The following is a 25,666-nucleotide window of genomic DNA, read 5'->3' on the forward strand; positions in this document are numbered from 1 at the left end:
ACAAAGCAAAAAATGGCGAAGGTATTGAGAATAATAAGATTATTTCTATAACTGTGAAAACGGGTCTTTAGATATGATATGTGTAAGTTGGAGTAAATTCCGTGCCAATGGATATTTAAAGGTGTTTTGACGGATCATAGCAAACTTCTTTGGCAGATTAAGCCGGATTTGTGACTTTCGCTGCTGAGAAGTTTTGACAACAAAAATTTGTAATTGTTTAGAAATTGTAATTTTAGGTTCGGGAATCTATGTTAACCAACGCGCAAACCCCCACTATCACAAAAGATTCATCTGATGTTCTCCCTGGTGTGAATGCCCAGGCTAGAGTCAGTCAGTTTATGCAGAATCTGCAGGATGAAATTACCCAAGGTTTAGAGAAATTAGATGGTCTGGGGACGTTTCAGGAAGATAGTTGGCAGCGTCCAGAAGGGGGTGGTGGGCGATCGCGTGTCCTGCGGGATGGGGCGATCTTTGAACAAGCAGGGGTAAATTTTTCTGAAGTTTGGGGTTCTCATTTACCTCCTTCAATTTTAGCCCAACGTCCAGAAGCAGCAGGACATGGATTTTATGCAACGGGTACTTCTTTGGTGTTGCACCCACGAAATCCTTATGTACCTACAGTCCATTTAAATTACCGCTATTTTGAAGCAGGTCCAGTTTGGTGGTTTGGTGGAGGTGCGGATTTAACACCTTATTACCCCTTTGCTGAAGATGCAAAACATTTTCATAACACTTTTAAACAAGCTTGTGATCAACACCATCCTGAGTATTATCCTGTGTTTAAGCGGTGGTGCGATGAATATTTTTATCTGAAACATCGGGATGAAACACGAGGAATTGGTGGTTTATTTTTAGATTACCAAGATGGTCAAGGTTCTATCTATCGCGGCCCGGATCCTCATGGGGACGCAGCTATTTATAGTAATCAGGTAGGTCAATTACCGTCACGGAGTTGGGAAGATATATTTGCTTTAGTTCAAGACTGTGCTGGGGCATTTTTACCTGCTTATGCGCCAATTGCGGAACGCCGACAGGGGATGGAATACGGCGATCGCCAACGTAATTTCCAATTATACCGTCGTGGTAGATATGTAGAATTTAACTTGGTTTATGACCGAGGGACAATTTTTGGACTGCAAACCAACGGCCGCACAGAATCAATTCTCATGTCTCTACCACCTTTAGTTCGTTGGGAATATGGCTACAAACCAGAACCTAATTCTCCTGAAGCTGAGTTGTATGAGACTTTTCTAAAACCGCAAGATTGGATAAACTGGAAACCAAGTCAAGCATAAGCAGAGGTACAGGGGAGCAGAGGTGCAGAGGAGAATATTTTTCTTCCCCATCCCCCATCCCCAATCCTCAGTTATTTTCGTCAAATACTATGAATTTAAGTTACACTAAGGATGAGGTATCATCCTCTGTATATGGATTGATAGTTCCTGACTTTGTGAGTGTGTTGATTAGCAAATCTTAGCAAAAAAGTATCGGTTCAGTGATTAATATAGATCAAAAAACCTTTACAACTGAAGACGGTCATACCGTTATGGTATTGACACCCGCTGGTCGCTTAGATATTACTACTGCTTGGCAATTTCGTCTCAAGCTACAGGAATGTATTTCTAAACACAGTCCTCATGTTGTTGTCAATCTCGGCCAAGTAAATTTTATTGATAGTTCTGGGCTGACTTCTTTATTAGCTGGGATGCGTGAAGCTGATAGGGTTAATGGTAGTTTTCGGATTTGTAATGTTCATCCAGAAGCCAAGCTGGTGTTTGAAGTCACAATGATGGATACTGTATTTGAAATCTTTGAGACGGAAAAACAGGTTTTAGAGACTCGGCACCAGATTTTCACTGGTCCATAGGATTTATCAACTCCTTTTTGATCTGACTTTCGCTAATTAGCTCTGATTAGTTCATACTAGATAACAGGAATACGTCTTTACTAAAATTTTCTTTGTGAATAACGTCCGTACAGTATCTGATACAAAAAGAACCTTTTACACTCTTCATACCAGGCCGATTAATACTATTTACCGCCGGGTAGTGGAAGAGTTGATGGTAGAAATGCACCTACTATCAGTCAATGTTGATTTTAGCTACGATGCGATTTATGCCTTGGGCGTTGTCACAACTTTTGACCGCTTCATGGATGGCTACCAACCAGAACAGGACAAAGAGTCAATTTTCCGAGCAATCTGTCAGGCTGTGGAACAAGACCCCCAGAGCTACCGACAAGATGCCTCCAGATTGCAAGCTTTAGCTGCCAGTTTACCAGCTAAGGATTTGATTGCTAGTTTAAGTCAAGCAAGTCCCCTCAATCAAGATGCAGATTTGCAAAAGCAACTAGAAGCGGTGGCCGCAAATTCCAACTTTAAATATAGTCGTTTATTTGGCGTTGGTTTATTTGCATTATTAGTCCAGTCAGATCCTGAACTTGTCAAAAAAGATGAGCAAAGGGCTGAAGCACTAAAAGCAATCTCTAACGGGTTACATATCTCTGAAGATAAACTCATCAAAGATTTAGAACTATACAGTTCTAACCTGGAAAAAATGGCGCAAGCACTCATAGTCATGGCAGATATTTTGACAGCAGATCGGAAAAAACGCGATGCTTTAAAGCAAGCCTAACTATCAGCGCTATCCCGTACTAATAAATAATTTGGGAACGGGATATCCATGTTGAGAAATCCCCCAAATAGCAAAAAGCCCGCCTAACATCAAAGTGTTTAGCGGGCTTAAAAATTATTGAAAATTGAAAATGGAGCTTATGGGAGTCGAACCCATGTCCAAATTGGGTATTAACCCTCCACTCGTTCACAGGTTTAGCCTCTCTGACCCTCAAGGCGGGAATCGTTCATTATCCCGAACGTAGGATGCTCTGATTTAATCTTAGCCTTCAAGCCAACCAGAGAACGCTTGTTGGAGCATCCGTTGGGGGTTAGGTCTTTAATCCTTAACGGAGTCAAATTAAAGACGCTCGAACCTATTAGAGGTTTCTTAGGCAGCTACTAGAGCTTCCCGACGAGCAAATTTTACGATATTGTTCGCATTTACTTTTTTTTTGAGTCTTTGATTTGCGAGAGATGACTCGCTCTCGACCTGAATCACAGAGTAGCTTTCGCCAACCTGTCGAAACCGTTAAAGCCCCATGTACTTCACACTTTTATTATAGTACAGAATTTTGCAATTTGACAAATAAGTTGATTACCATTCCTGTTGCTGAAAACTGGCGTTGCTGATTAAGGGTATGAATTTTAGTCTATCCTAATTATGTAGATGCCGCTACACAACCAACTTCTTTTAAAGTTTATCCTCATTTTTATCGCCGGCTGCAATTAAATCGCAATAATCCTATTCATACTTTTTTGTGGTTAACCAGTGCTATTACTTGAGAAAAGATATATCAATATAGTCCCTATAAATTGCGGGTAAATCCGTCTGCGGGGGCTTTATACCCGACAGGAATTTATGTACAAATACGTGGGTTAGAAGGCATAATAAATGGCATCTACCATATAGAAGTTGAGAATAATTGTCTGACCTTAATTTATGAATTAGGCGATGATGGATTGGATAATTATGTTATACCAAATAAATGTATTAACGGATTCATCTTTTTAGTTAGTTGTGTTTATCATAGGTCTAGCTGGAAATATCAAGACAGGAGTTTGAGATATTGTTTGTTGGATAGCGGACACCATTTAGGTGCTATCGCTGCTTTTTGCATATCTTCATGAAAACAACATACAACTAGGCTTTGATTTTGATAAACTTATTCTCAATGCAGATTTGGGATTTGAGAATAAGGAGTTTATTACTAGTTGTGTGATATCACCAGAAGCGCAAGAAAAACCAGTCAGACGCTTAAGGCTACCTATTCCTTTTGTCTGTGGTACTGACTATTTTCAAGTTAATCAATGTGTTGAAGATGCCTATCAAACAACGTCTTTACAGCCTAGTCACCAGCAGCAGCTAGAACATCCTCAATTTAATTCTGACCGAGAACGGTTTTTGGAGAACGTTTGGAATAGGTGTCCGACTATTTGAGTTATCAAACGGCTATGCAATTAGCCGGATTTGTCGGACAGAGAGTGTATTTATTTAGCAACTATTGGGGAATAGATTGTAGTGGTATTGGTGCTTTCTATGATGATGAAACCCAAGCCTTGCTAGAAACCAATAAGGACGTATTGTATGCAATGGCAATTGGTAAATAAATAGGAAAATAACTGGAAATGGCGAGAACAGAACATCAATTCCATGCTGATGATAAGCACCCTATACAGCCAACATCAGCAGATATTATGCTTCGACAACAATTGGAGCATTCAATTAGCAAATACTTTTATGAAGGATGCGATCGCATTATTCATAGTTTGTTGTCTAATTGTCGTTGGTATGCCACAACTCACGCGAGTATTTTGACTTTAGTAATTGAATGCCCTGACCAAGTTACTAACTGGCAAATTTTGCAACAAATTGTCCCTATGGCAAATGTTCTTTATGGCATTGTTAGCAGTGCCAAAATCCGGGTTTGTCCTCCCGATAGTCAAACTGTACCCTTTGAAATGAGAGTAGATGAGTTGCCAGTTTATCGTGATTGGATCTGATGCAATTGGGGATTTGAGATTGTTGATTAAGCTATCACATTCTGTTGGATAATTATGATTAGTTCGGCAAAAACTAAATCAGCAGAACGTTGAACAACAGGACTTAATTCCAGTCCAAAATCCAGATTTGCAGCTTCAATTAAATAGACTGTCACCTCTTGGGGAAAATCATCTAAAAAGATTTTTCTCCCAGCAGCCAAGGCATGATCCCAACGAAAATCATGTAAGTTGTAACTAGGTTCGGGCAGTGCTTCTAGTTCTTTCCCTGGGACTTTAAATATAGCACCTGGTTCTGAACCTGTGCAACTAGCATCAAGAATAATTAATTTTTCGCTACCTCTCGCTTGAAACATCACTTCCATGCCCGCAGTTCCACTATCGAAAATGCGGATGTTGGAGTGAGGATTTTGGGCGAGATATTGCTGTAAACGTTGGGCGATAATTACGCCGACAGCATCATCATTCCGATTCAGATTGCCACAACCAATGATAGTTAGCATGGGATATTTATAATAACATGAATATTATCAACTTTGCACAAAAAATTAAAATTTACGGAAATTTTGACTACATCTTTGATCATTGACTTTATAGTAGCTATAGCGCACAAGATCCCCGACTTCTTGTGTAATCGTCTCCATAAACTATCAAGCAATGCTCAGAAGTCGGGGATCTGATGTTTATTTTCTCTGCGTTTATCTGTAGTGGTTAGTCAAAAATCATTCTTACCCATCAGATATAATTGCAATATGCTAGTATTTCGTGATACAGAGACTAAAGGTAGAGGTATATTTGCCCAGCAAGATTTTGCTAAAGGAGATTTAATTGAAAGAGCCGCTGTGATTGTGATTCCTAAACAGCAAGTTAAGTTAATTACTAAAACGGTGTTATTAAATTATTATTTTGGTTGGCATGGAGAAAGCGGGGCAATAGGTTTAGGTTTTGCTTCTCTTTTTAATCATTCTTATCATCCCAATGCGGTTTATATTAAGAATTTTGCTAAAAATGTAATTGATATTGTTGCTCATCAATATATTCGGGAAGGGCAGGAAATTACGATTAATTATAATGGGCAGGTTGATGATATTTCCCCTGTTTGGTTTGATGTAGAAGAGTAGGTTGGGTTGAGGTAAGGAAACCCAACATTTATTTTTATGATGTTTCCCCAAAATTTCATCTTTAGCAACCGCCAGGGAATGAATTCCCAGTCTCATAGCGAAAGTCGGCTCAAGCCGACTATATTTTTATGATGCTTTCCCAAAATTTCATCTTTAGCAACCGCTGGGAATGAATTCCCAGTCTCATATTGTCAGAATCAGGATGCTCAAGATTAAAGGATTAACAGGATTATTTATTGACGATTTATTCATGTTAAGTACATAAATTCCCATTTCTAATATTAACAATAAACATCCTGTAAATCCTTAAATCCTGTAAATCCTGATTCAGACAAAAGTTTATAATTCACTTACCTAAAAATCACTTTAACTTCCGCGTTTTTCTGGGTGGGAATTACCCACCCTACAAATCTATACACTCACACCATGTTTTTTAGCAATTTCCACAAGTTGCTCATATTGATGTTGTGATGCTTTAGCTAAAATTGCATCAGCTTCTTCTGGATTACTACCATCTTTAGGAATTAAATACTTAACATAAAGAGAAACAAAATCAACCACAGCAGCTAAACCTGTTAATTCGTGTTTATCGGCTTGTTTCCCTGCAATTACAGCCACCAAACCTGCTCTAATGGGGTCAGGTCTTACCTTCATAAATTGGTCAACTAATTGCTTAGAATAATCCGCTGGTGCTAAATTCTTTAACTTACTTTGATCGGGTTTAAATTCTAATCCTGCGGCTGTTGACTGATCCAACATACACCATTCTATAAATTCTTGCAATGCAGCTTCAGGAAGTTGAGGAAGATATTGATGTAGTTCTAAATTAGACACAATTAGTTACCATTTTTAGTATTTAGTAATTCCTAATTGATAATTCTTCATCTGATAATTAGGAATTATCAATTATTCCTTAAAATTCAGACTAACCCACTGATTTGGGAACTTTTGTACTGCACATAACAATTATATAGAACCCTGACTTATCGAAAAATAGATCCCCGACTTCTTGAAGAAATCGGGGATCTTAAGTAACATAAATTAAGCTGTTCTAAAACGAGCTAATTCTTCCCCAGTTTTCGCGTCATGGGCGTGAACAGTACACACTAAACATGAATCAAAAGAACGGGCGACATGACCCACTTCTACGGGGTCTTTAGGGTCTTGAATTGGTGTTCCAATTAATGCTTTTTCGATTGGTCCGAGTTGTCCTTCACCGTCACGGGGTCCGATATTCCAAGTACCGGGAGCGATAACTTGATAATTCTTAATTTTACCTTTTTCGATTTCTACCCAGTGACATAATGCACCTCTAGCGGCTTCCGTTGCACCCCAACCTTTACCATCTTTTTCTTCTGGTTTAATATACCAAGGATCGTTTAATTTGAACTCTCTTAAACACCGTTCAGCTTGACGATATAGTTTCACTATTTCATGGACTCTTCCTAATTGCCGAAGATGAACACTTGCACCACCCATTTGCTTGAATGTGTCGAGAATAAAAGGGTCATAATGTTGCCAAGATTCCCCATGATTTCCCCCTGCAACTAATTGACGGGCGAGGGGTCCTGCTTCTAAACGTCCTAAGTCTTGGTGGAGGACTGCACTTGACCAAGAATATGCCCCATTAAAGTCTTTTTGATTGTGATTAATTGGCTTTGTTGTGCGATCGCTTGGATGCCAATCTTCTGTACCCTCATCATACCAAGAATGGGTTAAATTCTCACGGGCAAATGCTTGATTCATCAAGGCATGAGTATCCGTGAAGCTATCATAAACACCGCTTTTCATAATCACAGCAGCGTTACGTCCTTCAATGGTGGGATGATTATATTTATCTTCATGGGGAATATAACCCCAAGTCACATATTTACCCACACCAGCACCATATCGATCTAAACCGATATCTAACCCCATGCGCCAATATAAACCCAAGTCAGATTCTCGATGTTTAACATCTTCATTTAACCACTTTTGAAAGTCTTCATAGGATTGAATTTCTTCATATCTTTCTAAAGAACAACCTAACCAAACTGGTTCTAACCAATTGGTGCGGAAATATTCCAAAATTGCCCAGGCGCGGGTAATATCAGTTAAAGTGGGGGCGCACATCACACCACCAGGCACCATATAACTGCTATGACAACAGGTGATATGCTGTAAATGTTCCTGAGTAACTTATTTTTAAAGTAATTTTGCTCAATCAGAACATTTTATTTTCACCATTTCAGCTTTTATAAATAAGGGAATATTTAGGGATTGACACTCTCATGTCTAAGAGGTTGTTTGAAAAGTTTTAGGTTGTGATTTTAGGCACTTACAGATCCCCCCTAACCCCCCTTAGCAAGGGGGGAACTAGAGTCAAAGTCCCCCTTTTTAAGGGGGATTTAGGGGGATCTGAAAATATTTGATACACCATGAGGGACTTTTCAAACACCCTCTAAAGACACTGAGATTCTGCGGACAGAGTAAAACTTTCGCTACGACCGTCAAACTTCGTCTACTTAGTCACTCTAAGTCAAGCTTAGGTTTCTATCTACTTTTTTGTTTCTAATACTTTCGGAGTCCATCACTAAGCCAAAACGCGGTACGCTCCGCAACCTGCCTTTGTTTGCTCCTTGCTCGTCATACTGTCGTTAGGACTTAAACCTAACCGTTGTTTCAGGGGAGCCGGGATTTCTCCGATACTAGGATGCTTCAACACGTAGATAGTTATTTCTACTCGTAATTTAATTGTACCACAAAAACCACAGCGATTTTAATCGCACGTGCCGTTTTCCTCTCAGGGCTAAAGCCGCTGAGTTTCCCACTTACCGCGAGGTTCTATGAGTCAAGGTAATTTTTATCCCTAACACTTACAGCAGTTTTCTTGTATTTGAACTACTATTATTAGACCTAACCCCCAGCCCCTTCCCTACCTCTCCCTAACCCTCTCCTAAGAGGAGAGGGAAAAAGAAAAACCTTTGTTGCTCTGGAAGGGGGGGTAAATCAAAGCCTCTCTCCTTGCAGGAGAGAGGTTTGGAGAGAGGTCGGTTTGTGGTCTATTTACTTGAAAATAGCTGTACTGTAATATCGGAAACCTATCCCCCATCTCTACATGAGGATGCAAATGCAGACTCAAGGGACTGGTTTGCAGATATGTTTGCAGATTTTGAGCCGCAGAACACCACAGATGGCAGCTATAGAGGAACAATGGCGAAAATAAAAGCAACGGAATTACAGTATCAAGCAGTTTTTGAACAGAAGTTAATTGCAGCTAATAATAATTTAAAAAGAGAGAGAATAAGAGTTAGTATTAAACAAACTGGCAATTCTCTCCAATTACGAGCTACCTTACCTTTAAAACCAGGAGATTACAGTTTAGGTAAGACAAAAAAGCAGTATGATTTATCTCTAGGAATACCCGCAAATTTAGAGGGATTAAAAACAGCAATTGAAGAAAGTTATGAATTGGGTAAATTAATTGCTCGTCATACTTTTGAGTGGAATGAGAAGTATTTAGGAATTAAATCGAGAGAAAAGCAAGAAATCAAAACAATTGGGGAATTATTAGATACATTTGACGAAAAATATTATCAAACCCGTCAGAAAACTATCACTAGTCAAAATACTTTTGCTAACTATATATCTGTGATTAAAAGAAATTTGACTCTTACCCATTTAGCGACAAAAGAAAATTTTGAGGAAGTTATTAATTCATTTCAGGGTAATAAAAAAAATGAACTGATTGCGGTAAGTTCTGTTTTGATTAAAACCTTTAATTTAGGATTTCAACTTGATGTTAAACGAGATCATGTCACTCCTGCTTATCGAGAAATTCCTGAAGATGAAAAAATCATATCTGCTTTTGACCTTTTTGAAAAATTCGCCCTCAGCCGCAAAAATACAAATATTAGTGATGAGATAGACACCTGGGAAATGTGGCGTTGGGTATATGGAATGTTGGCGACTTATGGATTAAGACCAAGGGAACTATTTGTCCAACCAGATATTAATTGGTGGATGTCTCCGCAAAATATAGATCATACTTGGAAGGTGAATAAAAATACTAAAACTGGATATCGAGAAGTTATTCCTTTTGTTCCTGAATGGATAGAATTATTTGATTTACATAATCCCAAACCATTAAATATTTTAGAACAAAAGGTGGCAAAAATTGCATCTGTACAAAATATTAATTGGATGCGAAGAGATATATCGAGATGGTTTAGAAAGGTGGGAATTGAGTTTCAACCTTATGATTTACGGCATGGTTGCGCGATTCGAGCGCATCTTCAGGGAATACCAATTAAAGCCGCAGCAGATAATTTAGGTCATACTGTTGATGAACATACAAAAACCTATCAAAGATGGTTTGGGATTGAAAACCGGAAAAAAGCCTTTGGTGAGGTAATTAGTCAAAGGTCGTTAATTGAGTTGCAGAAGAATGAAATATTGGCGTTAAGGATGGAGAATGAAAGGTTAAGAAAAATTCTGGATATCAGCAAGAAATAAGCTCAAATTATTGGTGTTTTACAAAGTATAAGTAATTGTGAAGCGATCGCTGCATAACAAATCATTGGAGCGGACAATATTATGATATTTTAGTTTTGAGTTGGGGGTGATGTTTTATCGCTCAATTCAGCCGTTATGCCGCTCAGGTTGTCTGTGATAACGTTAGGTGAAAGCCTGTCTGTTGACATTTATGGGTCAGTTGCGTTGAAATTATTGATAGACCGATCTGTTTATGGTGGGATAAAATATCAGTGGATAAAGTAAATGAATAACAATGAGACAGAAGCCCGCGAACTCACGACATCTCCTGAACGGTTACGAGAATTATATCGATCTGCTATAGAAGTTCACCGTACTGTAGCTGCTAGAGAAGTTCACCGTACTCTAGCAAATAACCCAAATACACCGATCGATATCCTACAACTTCTTGCATGCGACCGTGACGAGTATATTCGTTTCTTTGTAGCAAGAAATCCCAGTACACCTGCTGACACGCTTGAGATGCTGGCTCATGACCATGCATTTGTTGGATCTTCCAGAACATCTTATGTTCGCGGTAATGTTGGTCTGAATCCAAATACACCTAATAGAATACTAGAGTTACTCGCTCAAGATATTGAATGTAGTGTTCGGAGGTGTGTGGCACAAAATCCTAATTTACCCATTGCTCTTCTAAGAACTCTTGCCCAAGACGAATCTGTTCGCTCTAGTGTGGCGAGCAATCTCAGTACACCCGTTGATCTCTTAAGGCTTTTCGCGTCGGATAAATGCGAATTTACTCGCCGTTATGTAGCAGAAAATCCAAGTACATCTGCTGATATTTTAGAAATCCTATCTCAAGATCGACTTCATACAGTTCGCACTGCGGTAGCTGGTAATTTTCATACTTCGGCTAGCACACTTGAAAGACTCTTTTCCAACTGTCAAGCGATTGGCAACTCCTTTAAGAATAGAGGTACTATGATTTCTGATTTAGCTAAAGTCAACTTCCAAGCTACAGGTTTCTTCGACCCTGATATTTGGTTTCAAGAATACGAAAACTTTATCCTAGCAATTGCCAAAAATCCTAATACTCCTCTTCATATTTTAAGAATTCTTAATTGTTATCCGACTGGACCTATGTTAGCAGAAGCACTTCAAAATTGTGTCGCACGAAATCCTAACTGGAATTCAAACTAAGTGCGATCGCTCAAAATCCATTGTTTTGTGATTCTTTAACTGCGATTAAGTGCGATCTCATGGGTAAGCGATTCCTACGGAGCGCTTCGCTATCGCTTAAAATCCATTTTTTTGTGCTTCCTTAACTGCGATAGTGCGATCGCTAATATTGGGGAAATGCGATCGCTAATATTGAGTTAGTGCGATTCCTACGGAGCGCTTCGCTATCGCTCAAAATCCATTGTTTTGTGTTTTCTTAACTGGGATTAACTGCGATCGCTAATATTTGGTTAATGCGATCGCTCAATTTCCATTTTTTTGTGCTTCGTTAACTGGGATTAACTGCGATCACTAATGTTGGGTTAGTGCGATAGCGAAGCGCTCCGTAGGAATCGCTCAAAATCCATTGTCTTGTACTTCTTTAGAGGGTGTTTGGAAAGTTATGGTTGATGTATCAAATATTTTTTACCCCACCCTAACCCTCCCCTTGTAAAGGGGAGGGAACTGGATTTTTATTGTTTCCCCCCTTTACAAGGGGGGACTAAGGGGGGTAGCAATGTGATGAAAATTACGGAATACCACTTTTCAAACATCCTCTTAACGGGGATTGACTGCGATAGCGTAAGCGCTGACTTGTCAGTTCGCTAATATTGGGTTAATGCGATAGCGAAGCGCTCCGTAGGAATCGCTCAATTTCCATTATCTTGTGCTTCCTTAACTGCGATTAACTGCGATCGCTAATGTTGGGTTAATGCGATCGCTCAATTTCCATTTTTTTGTGCTTCGTTAACTGGGATTAACTGCGATCACTAATGTTGGGTTAGTGCGATAGCGAAGCGCTCCGTAGGAATCGCTCAAAATCCATTGTCTTGTACTTCTTTAACTGGATTAACTGCGATCACTAATATTGGGGAAATGCGATCGCTTAAAATCTATTATCTTGTGTTTCTTTAACTGCGATTAATGCGATCTTATGGGTAAGCGATCGCTCAATTGCCATTTTCTTGTGCTTTCTTAACTACTATTAATTGCGATCGCTAATATTGGGGAAATGCGATAGCGAAGCGCTCCGCAGGAATCGCTCAAAATCCATTATCTTGTGCTTTCTTAACTGTGATTAAGTGCGATCGCTAATATTGGGTTAGTGCGATCGCTCAATATCCATTTCCCATTTCCTTGTGCTTCCTTAACTGTGATTAACTGCGATTGCTAATGTTGGGGAAATGCGATAGCGAAGCGCTCCGCAGGAATCGCTCAAAATCCATTTCCTTGTGCTTCCTTAACTGCGATCGCTAATATTTGGTTAGTGCGATCGCTCAAAATCTATTGTCTTGTGATTCTTTAACTGTGATTAATTGCGATCTCATGGGTAAGCGATCGCTCAAAATCCATTGTCTTGTGATTCTTTAACTGTGATTAACTGCGATAGCGTAAGCACTGACTTGTCAGTTCGCTAATATTGAGTTAATGCGATTACTAGGTCGTGCTTTGCTATCAGTCAAATAGCTACCATCTAATGGCGTTTCAATGTCAAAGTTGGTGATAATATAGAAAAGAGAAACTCTTTAAATGTAAAATCTTGTATGACTACTCGGCTAGAAGTTGAATCAGTAATCAAGCAATTACCAGAAAGTGAAGTGCGATCGTCGATCTTGTAGGGTGCGTTAACGGAGTGTAACGCACCATATTTATGATTATTTACTGATTTTCGGTGCGTTACGCTGTCGCTAACGCACCCTACTAATCGTCCCAATATCCTTGAGGTTTTTCCTTTCTGCTATCTTTACCCCAATCGGTTGGATAAATTCCCTCAGCGATAAACCGATGAATACTGGAATACTGCCAATCTTGGGGATTTTCACACAATCCATGTCGAGCCGGATTATCATGAATATAATCACAATGGAGCGCAAAATCCCGTTCATCCCGAATTAAATGCTCCCAAAACCGACGTTGCCAAAGATTACTTTCTCCTCGCTTTTGTCGTGATTGAGAAACCTCCCGATTAACCCCTAATGCTTGTCCATAATGTTTGGTAACATAAGTTTTAATTAAGCGCAATCTCACCGACAAATCTTTATCATCAGGGGGTAAAGTCCACAAACAATGAAAATGATCAGGTAATAAAACAAAAGCATCAATACAAAAAGGATATTTTTCCCTTACTTTTTCTATTGCTTCTCGAAGAGATTTTCTCCCTATATCAGTACAGAGCCAAGATTCTCTTTGATAAGTGACTTGTGTGATGAAATATGTACCTCCAGAAACATTAGGTCTTCTATAATTAGGCATTATGGAGTTAGTATGGGTGAAATTAAATTTATTTTTTATTTATTGTATTGTCATATTGCAAGCAGTTCGCTCAAAATCCATTTTCTTGTACTTCCTTAACTGTGATTAACTGCGATCTTATGGGTAAGTGCGATTCCTACGGAGCGCTTCGCTATCGCTCAAAATTCATTGTCTTGTGCTTTCTTAACTGCGATTAACTGCGATCTTATGGGTAAGCGATTCCTAGGTCGCGCTTCGCTATCGCTCAAAATTCATTTTATTGTGTTTCCTTAACTGTGATTAACTGCGATCGTTCATGTTGGGTTAGTGCGATTCCTAGGTCGCGCTTCGCTATCGCTTAAAATCCATTTTTTTGTGCTTCCTTAACTGCGATTAATTGCGATCTCATGGGTAAGCGATAGCGAAGCGCTGCTGCAAGCAGTTCGCTTGTGCTAAAGTAGTTCTCAAGTTAATTCAAGATTGTGATGAGCCTGAGAAAGATATTGAAACAATTCTTAATAAAACTACCTTTGACTAATCTCGAATACCAAGTCAGATCTGTAAAAACACACATCAAACGCAAGAAAAAAGTTCATGTGTCCTAGTATTAACGGTGCATACTTATCTTGTGTCCAAGCAAAAGCCAAATCCACAGCAGGAAATTGTTCAACAGTGGCTTTCACAACTAATGCACGAGCTTCAAATCTAGCTAAATTACCGCCTAATGGCAAAGACAACCTTTGATTTTCCCAGACTGCGCCTAATGCTAATCCCATTTCATAAGGCAAGACATTAACACTAGAACCAGTATCCAACAGTCCCGAAACATTCAAAGATTGATTTTGATACGTTAATGTCAGTGGTAAATAAGGAAGTGTACTTAATGCTCCAAGACTGGGATCTACCTCAGTGAAGGCAAATCTTACTTTATTAACCATGAGTCAATTCTTGTGTCTCTTTTAATGCTTGAGCTAAAATGGCAGCAGCCTCAAAAGAGTCATGTAAACCTTGTCTATGGACATCATCTTGAATAGACATCGGTACAATACCAGACTCCCGGAGCAACTCAGCTACAAGGAAATTAAGTAATAAAAGCTTATCGGAGTGAGATAATTGCCTAAGTATGGGAGCGAACTGAGTGGTTGTTAGCATAAGTTCAACGACAGATACAGATTCTAGTTTTTTGCACTCTGTCTCATTGTAACACTCTCTTAGGGGCAAATTTTCTTGTGCTTCCTTAACTGGGATTAACTGCGATAGCGTAAGCGCTGACTTGTCAGTTCGCTAATATTGGGTTAGTGCGATAGCGAAGCGCCCCGCAGGAATCGCTCAAAATCCATTTTCTTGATCAACCAGGAGGAAATTTAACTTAAATAGAAATATGGGGACTTGATTAACTGATGTAAAAAACAAAGGAGGCTTTATGAAAGCTGTTGAGTTAGTAGGGACAGTAAACACAAATGGGCAGATTAATTTAGACCAAGCATTAACATTTCCTTACGGCAGTCGTGTTAAGGTTATTGTCTTATTGCCTGAGTTGATTGATCAGGTAGACGGTGATCAGGAGATATTCCAACCAATAAGCCTAAACGACCCTAAACTAATTAATACATTAAAAATGCGGACTTTGATTGAGACAAGCTTAACTGATATGGCAAATGATCCAGAGATCCAAAGAGAGATAGGTCTAATTAATGCTGAGTTTGAAATCTCTGAACTGGATGGAATAGAAAGGTTATGAGCGTTCAGCGATCTGAAATTTACTTCGTCAATCTTAATCCAGTTCAAGGTAGAGAACAAGCAGGAGAGCGTCCTGTTTTAGTGCTTTCTGTAGATGCTATTAATCAATTACCATTAGTTGTTACAGTAGTTGTTGGTACAAAAGGAACAAATATCACCAAAAACTATCCAACAAATGTGAGGTGTCTACCTGAAGAAACTAGATTATTAATCGAGACAGTATTTCTTTGCTTTCAAATTCGTTCACTTGATTTAAAGCGTTTTCCTAGCCAGCCTTCTGGCAAACTCTCAGATGCTAAAATGCAGGACATAGAAACCGTAGTTCGCTATTGTTTGGGACTTTAGTCTCGTTTCAACAGCAGTCTGTGAGGTACAGTCTAACGGGGCTGTTAAACATCTTTGAGAAAAGCGATCAAAGCGATCGCTCAAAATCCATTGTCTTGTGCTTCCTTAACTTCGATTAATTGCGATCTCATGGGTAAGCGATTCCTACGGAGCGCTTCGCTATCGCTCAAAATCCATTTCCTTGTGCTTCCTTAACTGCGATTAATTGTGATCTCATGGGTAAGCGATCGCGAAGCGCTGCTGCAAGCAGATCGCCGATCTTGTATTTACCGTCTTGATTATCAAGTGATAGAATAAAAAAAGGAATAACAACTACTCACCCCAAGAACATCTTTTAGACTGCACAGTATCAGAAGAGAAAAAATAATGGCTGAACTCAAACTAAGATCAAAAGATCCAGATTCCCTCAGACGAATTATTGAAAGTGCTTTATCAGAAAGATTACAAAGTGTAATAGCAGGAATAAAAAGAACAGAAGAACGAATTATAGAATTGGAAACCAAGTATCAATTATCAACAAAGGAATTTATAACCCGTTTTAATAATGATGAATTATCCCATAATTTTGATTTTGATGAATGGATTGGCGAATCTCGAATGTTGACACATTTACAACAAATGAAAGAGTCTATAGAGGAGATTGATTTTGTTAATTGAAAATTATTTTCAACAGATTCAGCTTTTAATTGAATCTTCAGAAATTGTCAAAATATTCAAGATTGAAAGTGAAAAAAGAGGAATATATGAAGGATTGATCAAAGGAAAAATTGATTTTGAAGATAATTCTTTGCTGCATTTACGAGAATTTGTCTATGTTGAAATCTCCATAGATCGAAAAATGTATAGTTATCAATATATGGATTCAGAAAATAAACTAATTTTTCGTTATGACAATACTGAACATCATCGAAAATTAAATCTCCCTACTTTTCCTCATCATAAACATGATGGAAGTGAGGATAATGTGATTAAATCAGATGCTCCTTTTTTAAATGAGGTACTCAATGAGGTTAAAAAAATATTAGGATAGTGCGATAGTGAATAGTGAAGCGCGACATAGGAATCGCTCAATATCCATTTCCTTGTGCTTCCTTAACTGGGATTAACTGCGATAGCGAAGCGCTGACTTGTCAGTTCGCTAATATTGGGGAAATGCGATAGCGAAGCGCGACCTAGGAATCGCTTAAAATCCATTGTCTTGTGCTTCCTTAACTGTGATTAAGTGCGATAGCGTAAGCGCTGACTTGTCAGTTCGCTAATATTGAGTTAATGCGATCGCTCTTACGTTTCCTTAACTGGGATTAACTGCGATCTCATGGGTAAGCGATTCCTAGGTCGCGCTTCGCTATCGCTCAAAATTCATTTTATTGTGCTTCCTTAACTGTGATTAACTGCGATCGTTCATGTTGGGTTAGTGCGATAGCGAAGCGCTCCGTAGGAATCGCTCAAAATCTATTGTCTTGTGCTTCCTTAACTGGGATTAACTGTGATCTCATGGGTAAGCGATAGCGAAGCGCTGCTGCAAGCAGTTCGCTCAAAATCCATTGTCTTGTGCTGCGATCGCTAGTTGTGGTTTGAGTGCGATCGCTCTACTTCCTTTTTTTGTACTTCCTTAAATATTATTAAATGCGATCGCTAATATTGAATTAATGCGATAGCGAAGCGCTCCGTAGGAATCGCTCAATATCCAAACAAATCAATAATAAAGATGTGTGCAGAGTGTGTTTTATATTCAGTGGCAGGGTAAAAATTAGAATTGCTCCTCTATGCAAAGCTATAATGTGATTGAAGTCAAAAAACTATAATCAGATATGTCAACCATTGAACAAATTGAAGCAGCTATTTTAACGCTTACACCAGAACAATTTCAGCGACTTAGGCAATGGATCTTAGACGTAGACTACCAACATTGGGACGAGCAACTAGAACAAGACATCGCAGACGGCAAATTGGAGGCTTTAGCAGAAGAAGCGATAGCGAAGCGCTCCGTAGGAATCGCTGAGTTTAAAGCGGGACATTGCCGAGAACTCTGATGCACTACACAACGCGAAGATTTTGGAAATGCTATGACGAGTTATCCCCTCAAGTTCAGGAAACAGCAGATCAGTGTTACGAACTTTTGAAAGCTGATCCATTTCATCCATCATTACACTTCAAGAAGATTGGTAAAAAATACTGGTCAGTTCGAGCAGGATTAGACTATCGGGCTTTAGGAGTTGAGGTAGAAAGCGGTATTTCTTGGTTTTGGATTCCTACGGAGCGCTTCGCTATCGGAACTCACGCAGAATATGACAAGCTCATTGGTAAGCTTTAACCAGCAGGCCAGCCGATTTTGTAGGGTGCGTTAATAGAATGTAAAGCACCTTATAACTTCACCGTTGAACATCTTTGAGAAAAGCAATATCGCTCAAAATCCATTGTCTTGTGCTTCCTTAACTGTGATTAATTGCGATAGCGTAAGCGCTGACTTGTCAGTTCGCTAATATTGGGTTAGTGCGATAGCGAAGCGCTCCGTAGGAATCGCTCAAAATCCATTATCTTGTGCTTCCTTAGAGGGTGTTTGGAAAGTTATGGTTGATGTATCAAATATTTTTTACCCCACCCTAACCCTCCCCTTTACAAGGGGAGGGAACTGGATTTTTATTGTTTCCCCCCAAAGCATAGGGGGGACTAAGGGGGGTAGCAATGTGATGAAAATTACGGAATACCACTTTTCAAACATCCTCTTAACGGGGATTGACTGCGATAGCGTAAGCGCTGACTTGTCAGTTCGCTAATATTGGGTTAATGCGATAGCGAAGCGCGACCTAGGAATCGCTCAAAATCCATTGTCTTGTGCTTCCTTAACTGTGATTAATTGCGATAGCGTAAGCGCTGACTTGTCAGTTCACTAATGTTGGGTTAGTGCGATAGCGAAGCGCTCCGTAGGAATCGCTCAAAATCCATTGTCTTGTACTTCTTTAACTGGATTAACTGCGATCGCTCTTGAGGCTTATTGAACTCTCACATATCAATTTAGGATTGCTATACTAGCTTTTTGGAGATGTCTATTGTTCCATTGGGAGTTTTATAGAAAATTCCGTTTAATACACTAAATATGGATGTTATACGGAAAAATTATGTATTACAATACAATAGCGACATGAAAAAGAAGTGTGAAAGGTAGTTGAGCATTCATTTCATTACCCGCTAGTTATACTTGGAAAATCATACTTAGCCTGAGTCATATGGAAAACCTTGAAGAAAAAATAGCCTTGCTCGAACAAGCAGTTTCAGATGAGAGAAGAAGACTTTCGTCAGATAGGCTCGACATTTCTTTTGGAGAGTTGATCAACCTATACAAAAATGATGAATTAATAATTAGACCAGAGTATCAAAGGTTGTTTCGATGGTCAGAAACACAAAAAACTGCACTTATAGAATCCATTCTACTCTCGATTCCAATTCCTCCAATATTCGTAGCTGAAGATAAAAATGGTGTATGGGAGTTAGTTGATGGATTGCAACGTGTTTCTACTTTTATAAGTTTCTTTGGTGAGCTAAAAGGTGATGGATGGGAAATCAATCATCCAGAAGAGGATGTTAACTCATCAGTGGAAGAGAGAGAAGAAATTGAAGAAGAAAACGGGGAAGAAACTGAAGAGGGAAAAACTATAAATAAATGGATTTTGCAAGAAGGAGGATTAGTTAACAGCTTACAAGGTTTTAATGTTGATACTCTTCCAACTAATTTAAAAATAAATCTAAAAAGGGCTGTTTGTAGAGTCGAAATTTTGAGAGGGGAAAGCAGCACTTCTATGAAATATGAGTTGTTCAAACGACTCAACTCTGGAGGTTCAAAATTAACTCCACAGGAAATAAGAAATGCAATTTATCGAGGAGTAGATCCTCGGCTTAATGAGCTTTTACTAAAAATTAGTCAAAACGAGGTTTTCAAAACACTTACCCAATTAAGTCGTGGCAAACTTAATGAATTATATGATCAAGAACTAGTTCTTAGGTTTTTCGCTTTCTATCAAAATGCTGAAAACGTAAATGAAAACATGGAGAAATTCTTAAATAAATTTATGGAGGAAACCGTCAAAAATGCTGATTTTGACTACAATAATTATGAATTTCTTATCATAAGAGTCTTAGAATTAATTAACCAAATAGGAGATAATAAGATATTCAGAAACGAGGGTAACTTATTTGTTCCAGCTTATTTTGAAGGTATATTAATCGGAGTTGCTCAAAATATTGATAAATATGCTGTAGACATTGAACTTTTAAAATCAAAAATAAGAGAATTAAAAAATGATCAAGATTTCAAGAGATATTCTGGTAGTAGTTCTAATAGCAGAAGCCGGATTAGAACTCGTCTTAAAAGAGCAGATGAGATTTTTCAATAAACTTAGCAATCAATTATGGATGATTTTGATATAGCATTGCAAGAAATTATTGAGGAGCGAGTATCTGTTCTTTTTGAAATTGAGAGAGCAATTTTCACGAAAAGATACTCTTTATCTTCAAGACATAAAGATATTTTCTCAACCCAATCAATAGCGATGATTTATTCCTAAGATTACGCAATTCTGTAGCTCATGGAGGTGATTTAGTTTCAGAGGATAGGATTGATCAGACAGTCTATACCAGATTCAAGAAATTGCTGACAGATTTAATGTACGAAATCCGATTGAAGATGTTGTACGGTCTTGAACATCAAACATTCTTAAAGTTACGGCAAAATAGTTTAACAAATGACTAGTAATCTTTTTAAATTAAAAGAGTTCCTTTCCATATTTCTAGTGCGATCGCGCGATCCCTGCTGCAAGCAATTCGCTCAATATCCATTTTCTTATGTTTCCTTAACTACTATTAACTGCGATAGCGTAAGCGCTGACTTGTCAGTTCGCTGATATTGGGGAAATGCGATAGCGAAGCGCTCCGTAGGAATCGCTCAATATCCAAATAAATCAATACTTATATACTCAAGACAAGCTGTAAATATTCTAACTTTTATACTAAAAATTACGTATTTATATTGAGAAAAAACCGGGTTTATATTTCAATAAAAAGAAAAAATTATACTTAACTATTTGCCTTTAACTTCCTGAACAGCGATTAAGGGAAAAATTAGGTAACGTCTGAAAACACCAAATAACTAAAATAAATGGACTTATGATATGGATGGGGTGGATTTATGGCCTCATTTAAGGAAAAACCAGGGAATAATTAAATCTAATCTGAATAATCCTGACTATATAAGCAATTCCCTAATTTATTGCCATATAACTGCTGTGCGGCCATTGTCCACCTAATAAAGCGTAGATTTCTACAGGCTTACTGGAAATTGTAATGCCGATTTCATAGGATTTACCTGTGAAGGCAGCAAAACGCCGACAAGCCTCATCATAAAAATGACTACGGCGATAATTTTTATTAGTTAAATCAATGGCAAATAAGCCATAAAAGTAGCGGGGAATACTTTGGATTGTTTCAACAATTTGACCTAAGTTTCTCGCTAAAATTGCATTTCTAGGAACTTCTGTTCCCCAAGCTGTATCCAACGCCCAAGAAGCAGAACTGAGGTGAGAACCGCCACAAATTCCACAAATTCTAGGAGTAACAATTAAGCCGGCTTGAGGGTCTTTTCCGCGTAAAATTATTTCAAAGCCGCGAAAAAGTTCGGCGTGAGTCCAAGCGTTTGTGACATATCCATTTTCGATTTCGACACGCACATCTAAATCACCCTCGACTCTACCGACAGGTGAAATATCTAAGGTTTGAATTGGCATATTTGTCCTTTGTTAGTTGTCATTAGAATTTTTGTTTCGCGCAAAGACGCAAAGGGGCAAAGGCGCAAAGAATATAATTGTGGCAATAATTCTCTTAACCACTGACTAATGACTAAGTGGGTGAACACAATAGAACCAATCTGTGTAAAGAAAAGTAAAATCCCCCAAACCCTCTTCACTATTGCCTATTGCCTCTTACCTTGCCATAAGGACGATTTTCAATGCTAACCTACTTACTGACCAATGACTAAACTGTAAAAAAGTCTTCGTCTGCCCATTTTGGGGCTGTGTTTTTGGCAACAACGGTGAGGACGGCGTAATCTTTGTGGTTGACTCCAGGGGGTATTTCTTTGGGTACTCCCATGACGGTTTGGGTTTTAAAGACTGTTCCGGGTTTGAGGTCGAAAAAGGGAAATTCGGGTTCTGTGCAGCCTAAACAGGGCATTCCGGCGCGGGTTTTGGAGGAGACGCGATTCCAGAGAATGCGGTTACAGGAGGCATGAGTCATGGGACCACGACAACCTAAGTCGTAAAATAGACAACCTTTGCGTTGTCCAAATTCGGTGGTTGTGGCTTTGTATGCAAAGTGAATGTTGCGGGTACAACCGGTTTCGGCGTAGGTGTTGAAGAAGGTTTGGGGACGGTGCAGTTCATCAAGAACTATATCATCAATTCGTCCAGTGGCGATCGCTACTAATATCTGCGTTATCCAGTCGGGGTGTGCGGGACAACCAGGAATATTAATTATCGGTAAGCCGGCTTGACTGACAAAATCTGAACCTAAAAAACCGCCTTCTTCCCGTTTGAGAAATTGCAGTCCTTTGGAGTCGCTGGGGTTGGGTGACATAGCGGGAATTCCTCCCCAACTTGCACAGTCTCCCACAGCGACAATAAATTTCGCAACTTTGGCTAAATCGTTTAACCAATCTTTCATGGGACGGTCGGCAAATCGGTTCCATTCTCCTGTACCATTAGGGGCGTTAACTACGCTACCTTCAAATACCAAAATATCTACAGGAATTTTACCAGAAATACAGTCCCATAAAAGGGTTTTGACGTTTTCACCTAATTCTACACCCAAGGAAGGATGCCAAAGTATTTTCATCCCAAAATCAGCAATTAAATCACAAGCTGTTGGTTCTTCGGCATTCAGAAACGACATGGTGTCACCCGAACAAGCACCACCTTGTAACCAGAGTACATTAGTCATTAGCTATGTCTTTTTATATATGTTGACAATGCACAATTAAAGAAGTTCTGTAGGGGTATAATTCCCCTTTTGAGAGGATTTACTTGTAGAGAATGACCTATTGATCAATATTTATTATTTTAAATCAAGGTGTTATTTAAAGCAATTAATTTTTTGGAAATAAAAATTAAGAATTAGCATAATTGGATGTTATGGTCGGAAAAGTAGTGAGGGCAAAATCATAGATATCGAAATTAATCAACGGTATCTGATAGTATTTCCCCAACTTTTAAAGTTTTTCCTGCTACTGTTACTTGATCATCATCTCCTAATTTTCGTCCTCTGCGCGTTTCCACTACACCATTAACTTTAACCTCACCATCAACAATCATCCATTTAGCTTGACCTCCGGTAGAGGTGATACCGGAAAACTTTAAAAACTGGTCGAGTTTAATCATTTGCTTTTACCCACTACTTAAAAAGTATTATTTATAGCAATATATCAGAATTTAGGATTTTGGCAACAATTTAAATTCTTGCAAAGCCGGTAAGAAGTTTTTATTTTCATGGCTAGGACGACTCAGTTTAATCAAGGCAAAACGCTGTAAAATAGTTAAGCTTGCCCATGCCTCAGTTGTGATAATCACACCTATTTCCTGGGCTTTTTCCTGAATACTGCTGGGAATAGCGGTATTATCCATCCATGCTGGATGAGTTTCAATGGGTAATTCGGCTACTGGTTTACCAGTGAGTTGCAATACCAACTCTTGAATATAATGTCTGTAATCATGAATTTGACCATCTGTATCGCAAGGTAATATCGCTAAATTTTGACGTGATTCTTGATTCATCTGATTCCATTCTGCTAATTTTAGCTTAATACCGCAAGTGTCTAATTTATAGCGCACTTGCATAGGAATACAACGCCAGGAATTAACAAAATCTGCTTCAAATTCAAAAAAAATTGTCATAAAATTGATAATATTTATAAATTATAGATTTATATAATTATTGTAACCGATTTATGAGAAAATACAGTTAATTTTTATTAAATAGAATCCAAATATTATGAATATTGATTTAAAGCGTGATGTTACTACTATTGTTTTAGCAGGTGGTAAAAGCACTCGCATGGGTAGAGATAAAGCCTTAATTCCTATTCGAGGTGTACCCATGTTGCAATTAATTTGTACTATTGCTGAAGCTTGCACTGATAAAGTTTATATAGTAACTCCCTGGCCAGAACGTTATCAAGAATTACTCACATCTAAAAGTCAATTTATTCGAGAAGTTCCTTTATCTGGGGAAACTGGAAATGAACCCCGCACCCATGGACCCCTTGTAGGTTTTATGCAAGGTTTAGCAGCAGTAGAAACAAATTGGGTACTTTTATTGGCTTGTGATTTACCAAATTTGCGGCTAGAAATATTACAAGATTGGATATCTAAATTAGATACAATTCCCGAAAATAAAATGGCGGCTTTGGTCCAAAATAATCAAATCTGGCAACCTTTATGTGGTTTTTATCGCCGTCGTTGTTTACCGGAATTAAGTCAGTATGTTGAACAAGGTGGACGTTCTTTTCAACAGTGGTTAAAATCTTATTCTGTAGAAGTATTACCTTTGGAAGATTCACAAATGTTATTTAATTTTAACAAGAATATCCCCGAATAATAAAGCACCACTGCCTAGTACACTGGCAACAGTGAGTCCGGTTAAAAGGGCAATTTTCTGCAAATTCATAATAATACTCTGAAAAACAAGGTAAATTTGAGAGCAGCAAGCTTGAATGAAAGCTACAGTCAAAAAAAATTATTATTGAAAATAGTAACATTATATAGTAGGATTGGTCAAGTAATTTTACTGCATGGCTATAGTCTATTACCTTTATGTAATCTCCTTGATTATACTCAAGATGGCTGAATCCTTGGCTTCTATACAGGTAGGGATTTAGCAATGCTAAACCCCTACACATCTGGATTTTTCGTAATCTTGTAAAAATTCAAATCTCAGCCGTCATAAGGATAAATTCCAGTAAATTGCAGGTAAATGAGGTACAAATCTTAATCACAAAGCCTTGCACTTAGAGGGCTTTACCGCTGATAGCTGCTGTAATTATAAACTTTGCATTGAAAAGGAAGACTAGCATCAATGAATTTTAGAGGTATCAAAAAAGGTATTAATTACTTTATTTTCTCTTCTGTCAAGAACTTCAGGGCATTTTTCGGTCGAGTTAACTGGGAAGGTCTTTTATCAAATACTAGTGACTTGACTGGTCTATTACCGATTATTGGCTATGGAATTGTGATGATGTCATTCATAGATTTTATCTATGTGATTGTCCCACCTCAACTCCAAAACCCTGAATGGGAACTCAATGCCATTAGTCTCTTCACTGAGCATAGTTGGATTTTTTTGATTGGCTTAGGGTTTATTTTTACTCGTTACTTTCGTGAAAATAAAAATGATATCCGCTTCCTAGAAATTGTTTTTTTGAGATTTATCCGCTGGGTGATTCTGCTCATGGGAATCGCCTTTTTTGCCTTAATTCCCCTGACTTTATTAGATACGCAACGAGTCCTAAAAGTGGTCAATGATCAAATCACCCAACAGAAAAATAACAGTGTTGAACAAATAACCCAAATCGAAAAGCGTCTTGCTTCAGAGGTTAGCGCAGAACAGATCAAGCTGTTCGCTAAAAATATCAACATGAGTCCAGATGACTTAAATTTACCAACTCCTCAGCTTAAAAATACAATTCAAAAAAACTTAGCCAGTGCAAAAAAGAGAGTCTCCCAAGAAGCAGCCAAAAACCAGCAAGAGCAGTGGAAGAATAGATGGAAAAGTAGCTTGAGAACAGTTATTGCTCTCCTAATTATTGGTGTTACCTTTGTGATTGTTTGGCTTCAAATAGGACGGGCTTGTATTTAGAATGTTGAAAACGATATTAGCAATGACA

The 25,666-nt window shown here is 38.5% G+C and carries 24 protein-coding genes, 1 other RNA gene and 3 pseudogenes; 17 read left to right on the forward strand and 11 right to left on the reverse strand.

Going from position 1 to position 25,666, the window contains the following annotated elements:
* The first annotated feature begins 248 nt into the window (after positions 1–248).
* The 3 genes from hemF to psb29 all read left to right on the forward strand — a co-directional run bounded on the left by hemF (position 249) and on the right by psb29 (position 2,633).
* On the forward strand, positions 249–1,295 hold the full coding sequence (gene hemF, locus FJR09_RS09920; RefSeq protein WP_168653281.1) for an oxygen-dependent coproporphyrinogen oxidase: 1,047 nt from the start codon (positions 249–251) through the stop codon (positions 1,293–1,295).
* A 200-nt stretch (positions 1,296–1,495) separates the two neighbouring features.
* Entirely contained in the window at positions 1,496–1,867 is a 372-nt protein-coding gene (locus FJR09_RS09925) for an STAS domain-containing protein (RefSeq protein WP_015079354.1), read from the forward strand.
* A 94-nt stretch (positions 1,868–1,961) separates the two neighbouring features.
* Entirely contained in the window at positions 1,962–2,633 is a 672-nt protein-coding gene (psb29, locus tag FJR09_RS09930) for a photosystem II biogenesis protein Psp29 (RefSeq protein WP_015079355.1), read from the forward strand.
* A 128-nt stretch (positions 2,634–2,761) separates the two neighbouring features.
* Here psb29 and ssrA read toward each other — a convergent pair.
* Positions 2,762–3,153: a transfer-messenger RNA gene (gene ssrA, locus FJR09_RS09935) on the reverse strand.
* Positions 3,154–3,268: 115 nt separating this feature from the next.
* On the opposite strand from ssrA, the pseudogene FJR09_RS09940 reads away from it, so the two are divergent.
* Positions 3,269–4,222 (forward strand): annotated as a pseudogene (locus tag FJR09_RS09940) (SagB/ThcOx family dehydrogenase); the annotation flags it as partial.
* A gap of 18 nt (positions 4,223–4,240) precedes the next feature.
* On the forward strand, positions 4,241–4,615 hold the full coding sequence (locus tag FJR09_RS09945; protein ID WP_168653282.1) for a hypothetical protein: 375 nt from the start codon (positions 4,241–4,243) through the stop codon (positions 4,613–4,615).
* Between the two features lie 26 nt (positions 4,616–4,641).
* On the opposite strand, the gene FJR09_RS09950 is transcribed toward FJR09_RS09945, so the two are convergent.
* Positions 4,642–5,115, reverse strand: coding sequence for a hydrogenase maturation protease (locus FJR09_RS09950; protein WP_168653283.1), 474 nt, complete (start codon positions 5,113–5,115; stop codon positions 4,642–4,644).
* Positions 5,116–5,364: 249 nt separating this feature from the next.
* Between FJR09_RS09950 and FJR09_RS09955 the strand changes: the two genes are divergently transcribed.
* Positions 5,365–5,733: an SET domain-containing protein gene (locus tag FJR09_RS09955; protein ID WP_148761884.1), complete on the forward strand. Its 369-nt coding sequence runs from the start codon at positions 5,365–5,367 to the stop codon at positions 5,731–5,733.
* Between the two features lie 411 nt (positions 5,734–6,144).
* Here FJR09_RS09955 and FJR09_RS09960 read toward each other — a convergent pair whose 3' ends face one another.
* Together FJR09_RS09960 and FJR09_RS09965 are read right to left on the reverse strand one after the other, a co-directional pair.
* Positions 6,145–6,567 (reverse strand): hypothetical protein, encoded by a 423-nt coding sequence (locus tag FJR09_RS09960; protein ID WP_015079359.1) that lies wholly within the window; start codon positions 6,565–6,567, stop codon positions 6,145–6,147.
* A 207-nt stretch (positions 6,568–6,774) separates the two neighbouring features.
* A pseudogene (locus FJR09_RS09965) lies at positions 6,775–7,875 on the reverse strand (nickel-dependent hydrogenase large subunit); the annotation flags it as partial.
* A gap of 996 nt (positions 7,876–8,871) precedes the next feature.
* On the opposite strand from FJR09_RS09965, the gene FJR09_RS09970 reads away from it, so the two are divergent.
* Together FJR09_RS09970 and FJR09_RS09975 are read left to right on the forward strand one after the other, a co-directional pair.
* A complete protein-coding gene (locus FJR09_RS09970; protein ID WP_371260401.1) occupies positions 8,872–10,227 on the forward strand; it encodes a site-specific integrase in 1,356 nt (451 codons plus the stop codon).
* A 264-nt stretch (positions 10,228–10,491) separates the two neighbouring features.
* Entirely contained in the window at positions 10,492–11,406 is a 915-nt protein-coding gene (locus tag FJR09_RS09975) for a leucine rich repeat variant-containing protein (protein ID WP_015079362.1), read from the forward strand.
* A 1,719-nt stretch (positions 11,407–13,125) separates the two neighbouring features.
* Here FJR09_RS09975 and FJR09_RS09980 read toward each other — a convergent pair.
* From FJR09_RS09980 to FJR09_RS09990, 3 genes are all read right to left on the reverse strand, one after another.
* The gene (locus FJR09_RS09980; RefSeq protein WP_168653387.1) at positions 13,126–13,677 is read right to left on the reverse strand and encodes a transposase; all 552 of its coding nucleotides are present in this window, start codon (positions 13,675–13,677) and stop codon (positions 13,126–13,128) included.
* Between the two features lie 503 nt (positions 13,678–14,180).
* The gene (locus FJR09_RS09985) at positions 14,181–14,594 is read right to left on the reverse strand and encodes a hypothetical protein (protein ID WP_015079364.1); all 414 of its coding nucleotides are present in this window, start codon (positions 14,592–14,594) and stop codon (positions 14,181–14,183) included.
* The gene (locus FJR09_RS09990) at positions 14,587–14,808 is read right to left on the reverse strand and encodes a hypothetical protein (protein WP_015079365.1); all 222 of its coding nucleotides are present in this window, start codon (positions 14,806–14,808) and stop codon (positions 14,587–14,589) included. The genes FJR09_RS09985 and FJR09_RS09990 overlap by 8 nt, the downstream gene beginning before the upstream one ends.
* A 271-nt stretch (positions 14,809–15,079) precedes the next feature.
* Here FJR09_RS09990 and FJR09_RS09995 point away from each other — a divergent pair, with 271 nt between their 5' ends.
* The 7 genes from FJR09_RS09995 (at position 15,080) to FJR09_RS10025 (ending at position 20,132) form a co-directional block, all read left to right on the forward strand.
* Positions 15,080–15,397: a hypothetical protein gene (locus tag FJR09_RS09995; protein WP_015079366.1), complete on the forward strand. Its 318-nt coding sequence runs from the start codon at positions 15,080–15,082 to the stop codon at positions 15,395–15,397.
* Entirely contained in the window at positions 15,394–15,741 is a 348-nt protein-coding gene (locus FJR09_RS10000; protein WP_168651916.1) for a type II toxin-antitoxin system PemK/MazF family toxin, read from the forward strand. Before FJR09_RS09995 ends, FJR09_RS10000 begins: the two co-directional genes overlap by 4 nt.
* 366 nt (positions 15,742–16,107) lie before the next feature.
* A complete protein-coding gene (locus tag FJR09_RS10005) occupies positions 16,108–16,398 on the forward strand; it encodes a hypothetical protein (RefSeq protein ID WP_015079369.1) in 291 nt (96 codons plus the stop codon).
* On the forward strand, positions 16,388–16,771 hold the full coding sequence (locus tag FJR09_RS10010; RefSeq protein WP_015079370.1) for a DUF6516 family protein: 384 nt from the start codon (positions 16,388–16,390) through the stop codon (positions 16,769–16,771). The genes FJR09_RS10005 and FJR09_RS10010 overlap by 11 nt, the downstream gene beginning before the upstream one ends.
* 781 nt (positions 16,772–17,552) lie before the next feature.
* Positions 17,553–17,774 (forward strand): hypothetical protein, encoded by a 222-nt coding sequence (locus tag FJR09_RS10015; protein ID WP_168652483.1) that lies wholly within the window; start codon positions 17,553–17,555, stop codon positions 17,772–17,774.
* Positions 17,774–18,055 (forward strand): hypothetical protein, encoded by a 282-nt coding sequence (locus tag FJR09_RS10020; protein WP_015079373.1) that lies wholly within the window; start codon positions 17,774–17,776, stop codon positions 18,053–18,055. The genes FJR09_RS10015 and FJR09_RS10020 overlap by 1 nt, the downstream gene beginning before the upstream one ends.
* Positions 18,056–18,968: 913 nt before the next feature.
* Positions 18,969–20,132: a DUF262 domain-containing protein gene (locus FJR09_RS10025; protein WP_168650996.1), complete on the forward strand. Its 1,164-nt coding sequence runs from the start codon at positions 18,969–18,971 to the stop codon at positions 20,130–20,132.
* Positions 20,133–21,008: 876 nt separating this feature from the next.
* Here FJR09_RS10025 and FJR09_RS10030 read toward each other — a convergent pair.
* The 4 genes and pseudogenes from FJR09_RS10030 to FJR09_RS10045 form a co-directional block, all read right to left on the reverse strand.
* A pseudogene (locus FJR09_RS10030) lies at positions 21,009–21,518 on the reverse strand (nickel-dependent hydrogenase large subunit); the annotation flags it as partial.
* A 247-nt stretch (positions 21,519–21,765) separates the two neighbouring features.
* Positions 21,766–22,728: a hydrogenase small subunit gene (locus FJR09_RS10035; protein WP_168632519.1), complete on the reverse strand. Its 963-nt coding sequence runs from the start codon at positions 22,726–22,728 to the stop codon at positions 21,766–21,768.
* A 233-nt stretch (positions 22,729–22,961) separates the two neighbouring features.
* Positions 22,962–23,165 (reverse strand): RNA-binding S4 domain-containing protein, encoded by a 204-nt coding sequence (locus FJR09_RS10040; protein ID WP_015079376.1) that lies wholly within the window; start codon positions 23,163–23,165, stop codon positions 22,962–22,964.
* 51 nt (positions 23,166–23,216) lie between these two features.
* Complete coding sequence (locus FJR09_RS10045; protein ID WP_015079377.1) at positions 23,217–23,678, reverse strand: nitrate reductase associated protein; 462 nt, start codon at positions 23,676–23,678, stop codon at positions 23,217–23,219.
* A gap of 97 nt (positions 23,679–23,775) precedes the next feature.
* On the opposite strand from FJR09_RS10045, the gene FJR09_RS10050 reads away from it, so the two are divergent.
* Positions 23,776–24,381: a molybdenum cofactor guanylyltransferase gene (locus tag FJR09_RS10050; protein ID WP_015079378.1), complete on the forward strand. Its 606-nt coding sequence runs from the start codon at positions 23,776–23,778 to the stop codon at positions 24,379–24,381.
* Between the two features lie 477 nt (positions 24,382–24,858).
* Positions 24,859–25,638 (forward strand): HpsJ family protein, encoded by a 780-nt coding sequence (locus FJR09_RS10055; protein WP_168650990.1) that lies wholly within the window; start codon positions 24,859–24,861, stop codon positions 25,636–25,638.
* The last annotated feature ends 28 nt before the right edge of the window (positions 25,639–25,666 follow it).

This window comes from Dolichospermum sp. UHCC 0406, from assembly GCF_009712025.1.
Taxonomy (GTDB): domain Bacteria; phylum Cyanobacteriota; class Cyanobacteriia; order Cyanobacteriales; family Nostocaceae; genus Dolichospermum; species Dolichospermum lemmermannii.

What these genes read in the sequence shown, in the direction of transcription:
- FJR09_RS09990 (WP_015079365.1), bottom strand. Translation starts at nt 14,808, where the DNA reads ATGCTAACAACCACTCAGTTCGCTCCCATACTTAGGCAATTATCTCAC.
- FJR09_RS10020 (WP_015079373.1), top strand. Translation starts at nt 17,774, where the DNA reads ATGCACTACACAACGCGAAGATTTTGGAAATGCTATGACGAGTTATCC.
- FJR09_RS09955 (WP_148761884.1), top strand. Translation starts at nt 5,365, where the DNA reads ATGCTAGTATTTCGTGATACAGAGACTAAAGGTAGAGGTATATTTGCC.
- FJR09_RS09980 (WP_168653387.1), bottom strand. Translation starts at nt 13,677, where the DNA reads ATGCCTAATTATAGAAGACCTAATGTTTCTGGAGGTACATATTTCATC.
- FJR09_RS10005 (WP_015079369.1), top strand. Translation starts at nt 16,108, where the DNA reads ATGGCTGAACTCAAACTAAGATCAAAAGATCCAGATTCCCTCAGACGA.
- FJR09_RS10050 (WP_015079378.1), top strand. Translation starts at nt 23,776, where the DNA reads ATGAATATTGATTTAAAGCGTGATGTTACTACTATTGTTTTAGCAGGT.
- FJR09_RS09945 (WP_168653282.1), top strand. Translation starts at nt 4,241, where the DNA reads ATGGCGAGAACAGAACATCAATTCCATGCTGATGATAAGCACCCTATA.
- FJR09_RS10000 (WP_168651916.1), top strand. Translation starts at nt 15,394, where the DNA reads ATGAGCGTTCAGCGATCTGAAATTTACTTCGTCAATCTTAATCCAGTT.
- FJR09_RS09970 (WP_371260401.1), top strand. Translation starts at nt 8,872, where the DNA reads ATGTTTGCAGATTTTGAGCCGCAGAACACCACAGATGGCAGCTATAGA.
- FJR09_RS10055 (WP_168650990.1), top strand. Translation starts at nt 24,859, where the DNA reads ATGAATTTTAGAGGTATCAAAAAAGGTATTAATTACTTTATTTTCTCT.
- FJR09_RS09995 (WP_015079366.1), top strand. Translation starts at nt 15,080, where the DNA reads ATGAAAGCTGTTGAGTTAGTAGGGACAGTAAACACAAATGGGCAGATT.
- FJR09_RS09975 (WP_015079362.1), top strand. Translation starts at nt 10,492, where the DNA reads ATGAATAACAATGAGACAGAAGCCCGCGAACTCACGACATCTCCTGAA.
- FJR09_RS10035 (WP_168632519.1), bottom strand. Translation starts at nt 22,728, where the DNA reads ATGACTAATGTACTCTGGTTACAAGGTGGTGCTTGTTCGGGTGACACC.
- FJR09_RS10015 (WP_168652483.1), top strand. Translation starts at nt 17,553, where the DNA reads ATGTCAACCATTGAACAAATTGAAGCAGCTATTTTAACGCTTACACCA.
- hemF (WP_168653281.1), top strand. Translation starts at nt 249, where the DNA reads ATGTTAACCAACGCGCAAACCCCCACTATCACAAAAGATTCATCTGAT.
- FJR09_RS09950 (WP_168653283.1), bottom strand. Translation starts at nt 5,115, where the DNA reads ATGCTAACTATCATTGGTTGTGGCAATCTGAATCGGAATGATGATGCT.
- FJR09_RS10040 (WP_015079376.1), bottom strand. Translation starts at nt 23,165, where the DNA reads ATGATTAAACTCGACCAGTTTTTAAAGTTTTCCGGTATCACCTCTACC.
- FJR09_RS10045 (WP_015079377.1), bottom strand. Translation starts at nt 23,678, where the DNA reads ATGACAATTTTTTTTGAATTTGAAGCAGATTTTGTTAATTCCTGGCGT.
- FJR09_RS10025 (WP_168650996.1), top strand. Translation starts at nt 18,969, where the DNA reads ATGGAAAACCTTGAAGAAAAAATAGCCTTGCTCGAACAAGCAGTTTCA.
- FJR09_RS09985 (WP_015079364.1), bottom strand. Translation starts at nt 14,594, where the DNA reads ATGGTTAATAAAGTAAGATTTGCCTTCACTGAGGTAGATCCCAGTCTT.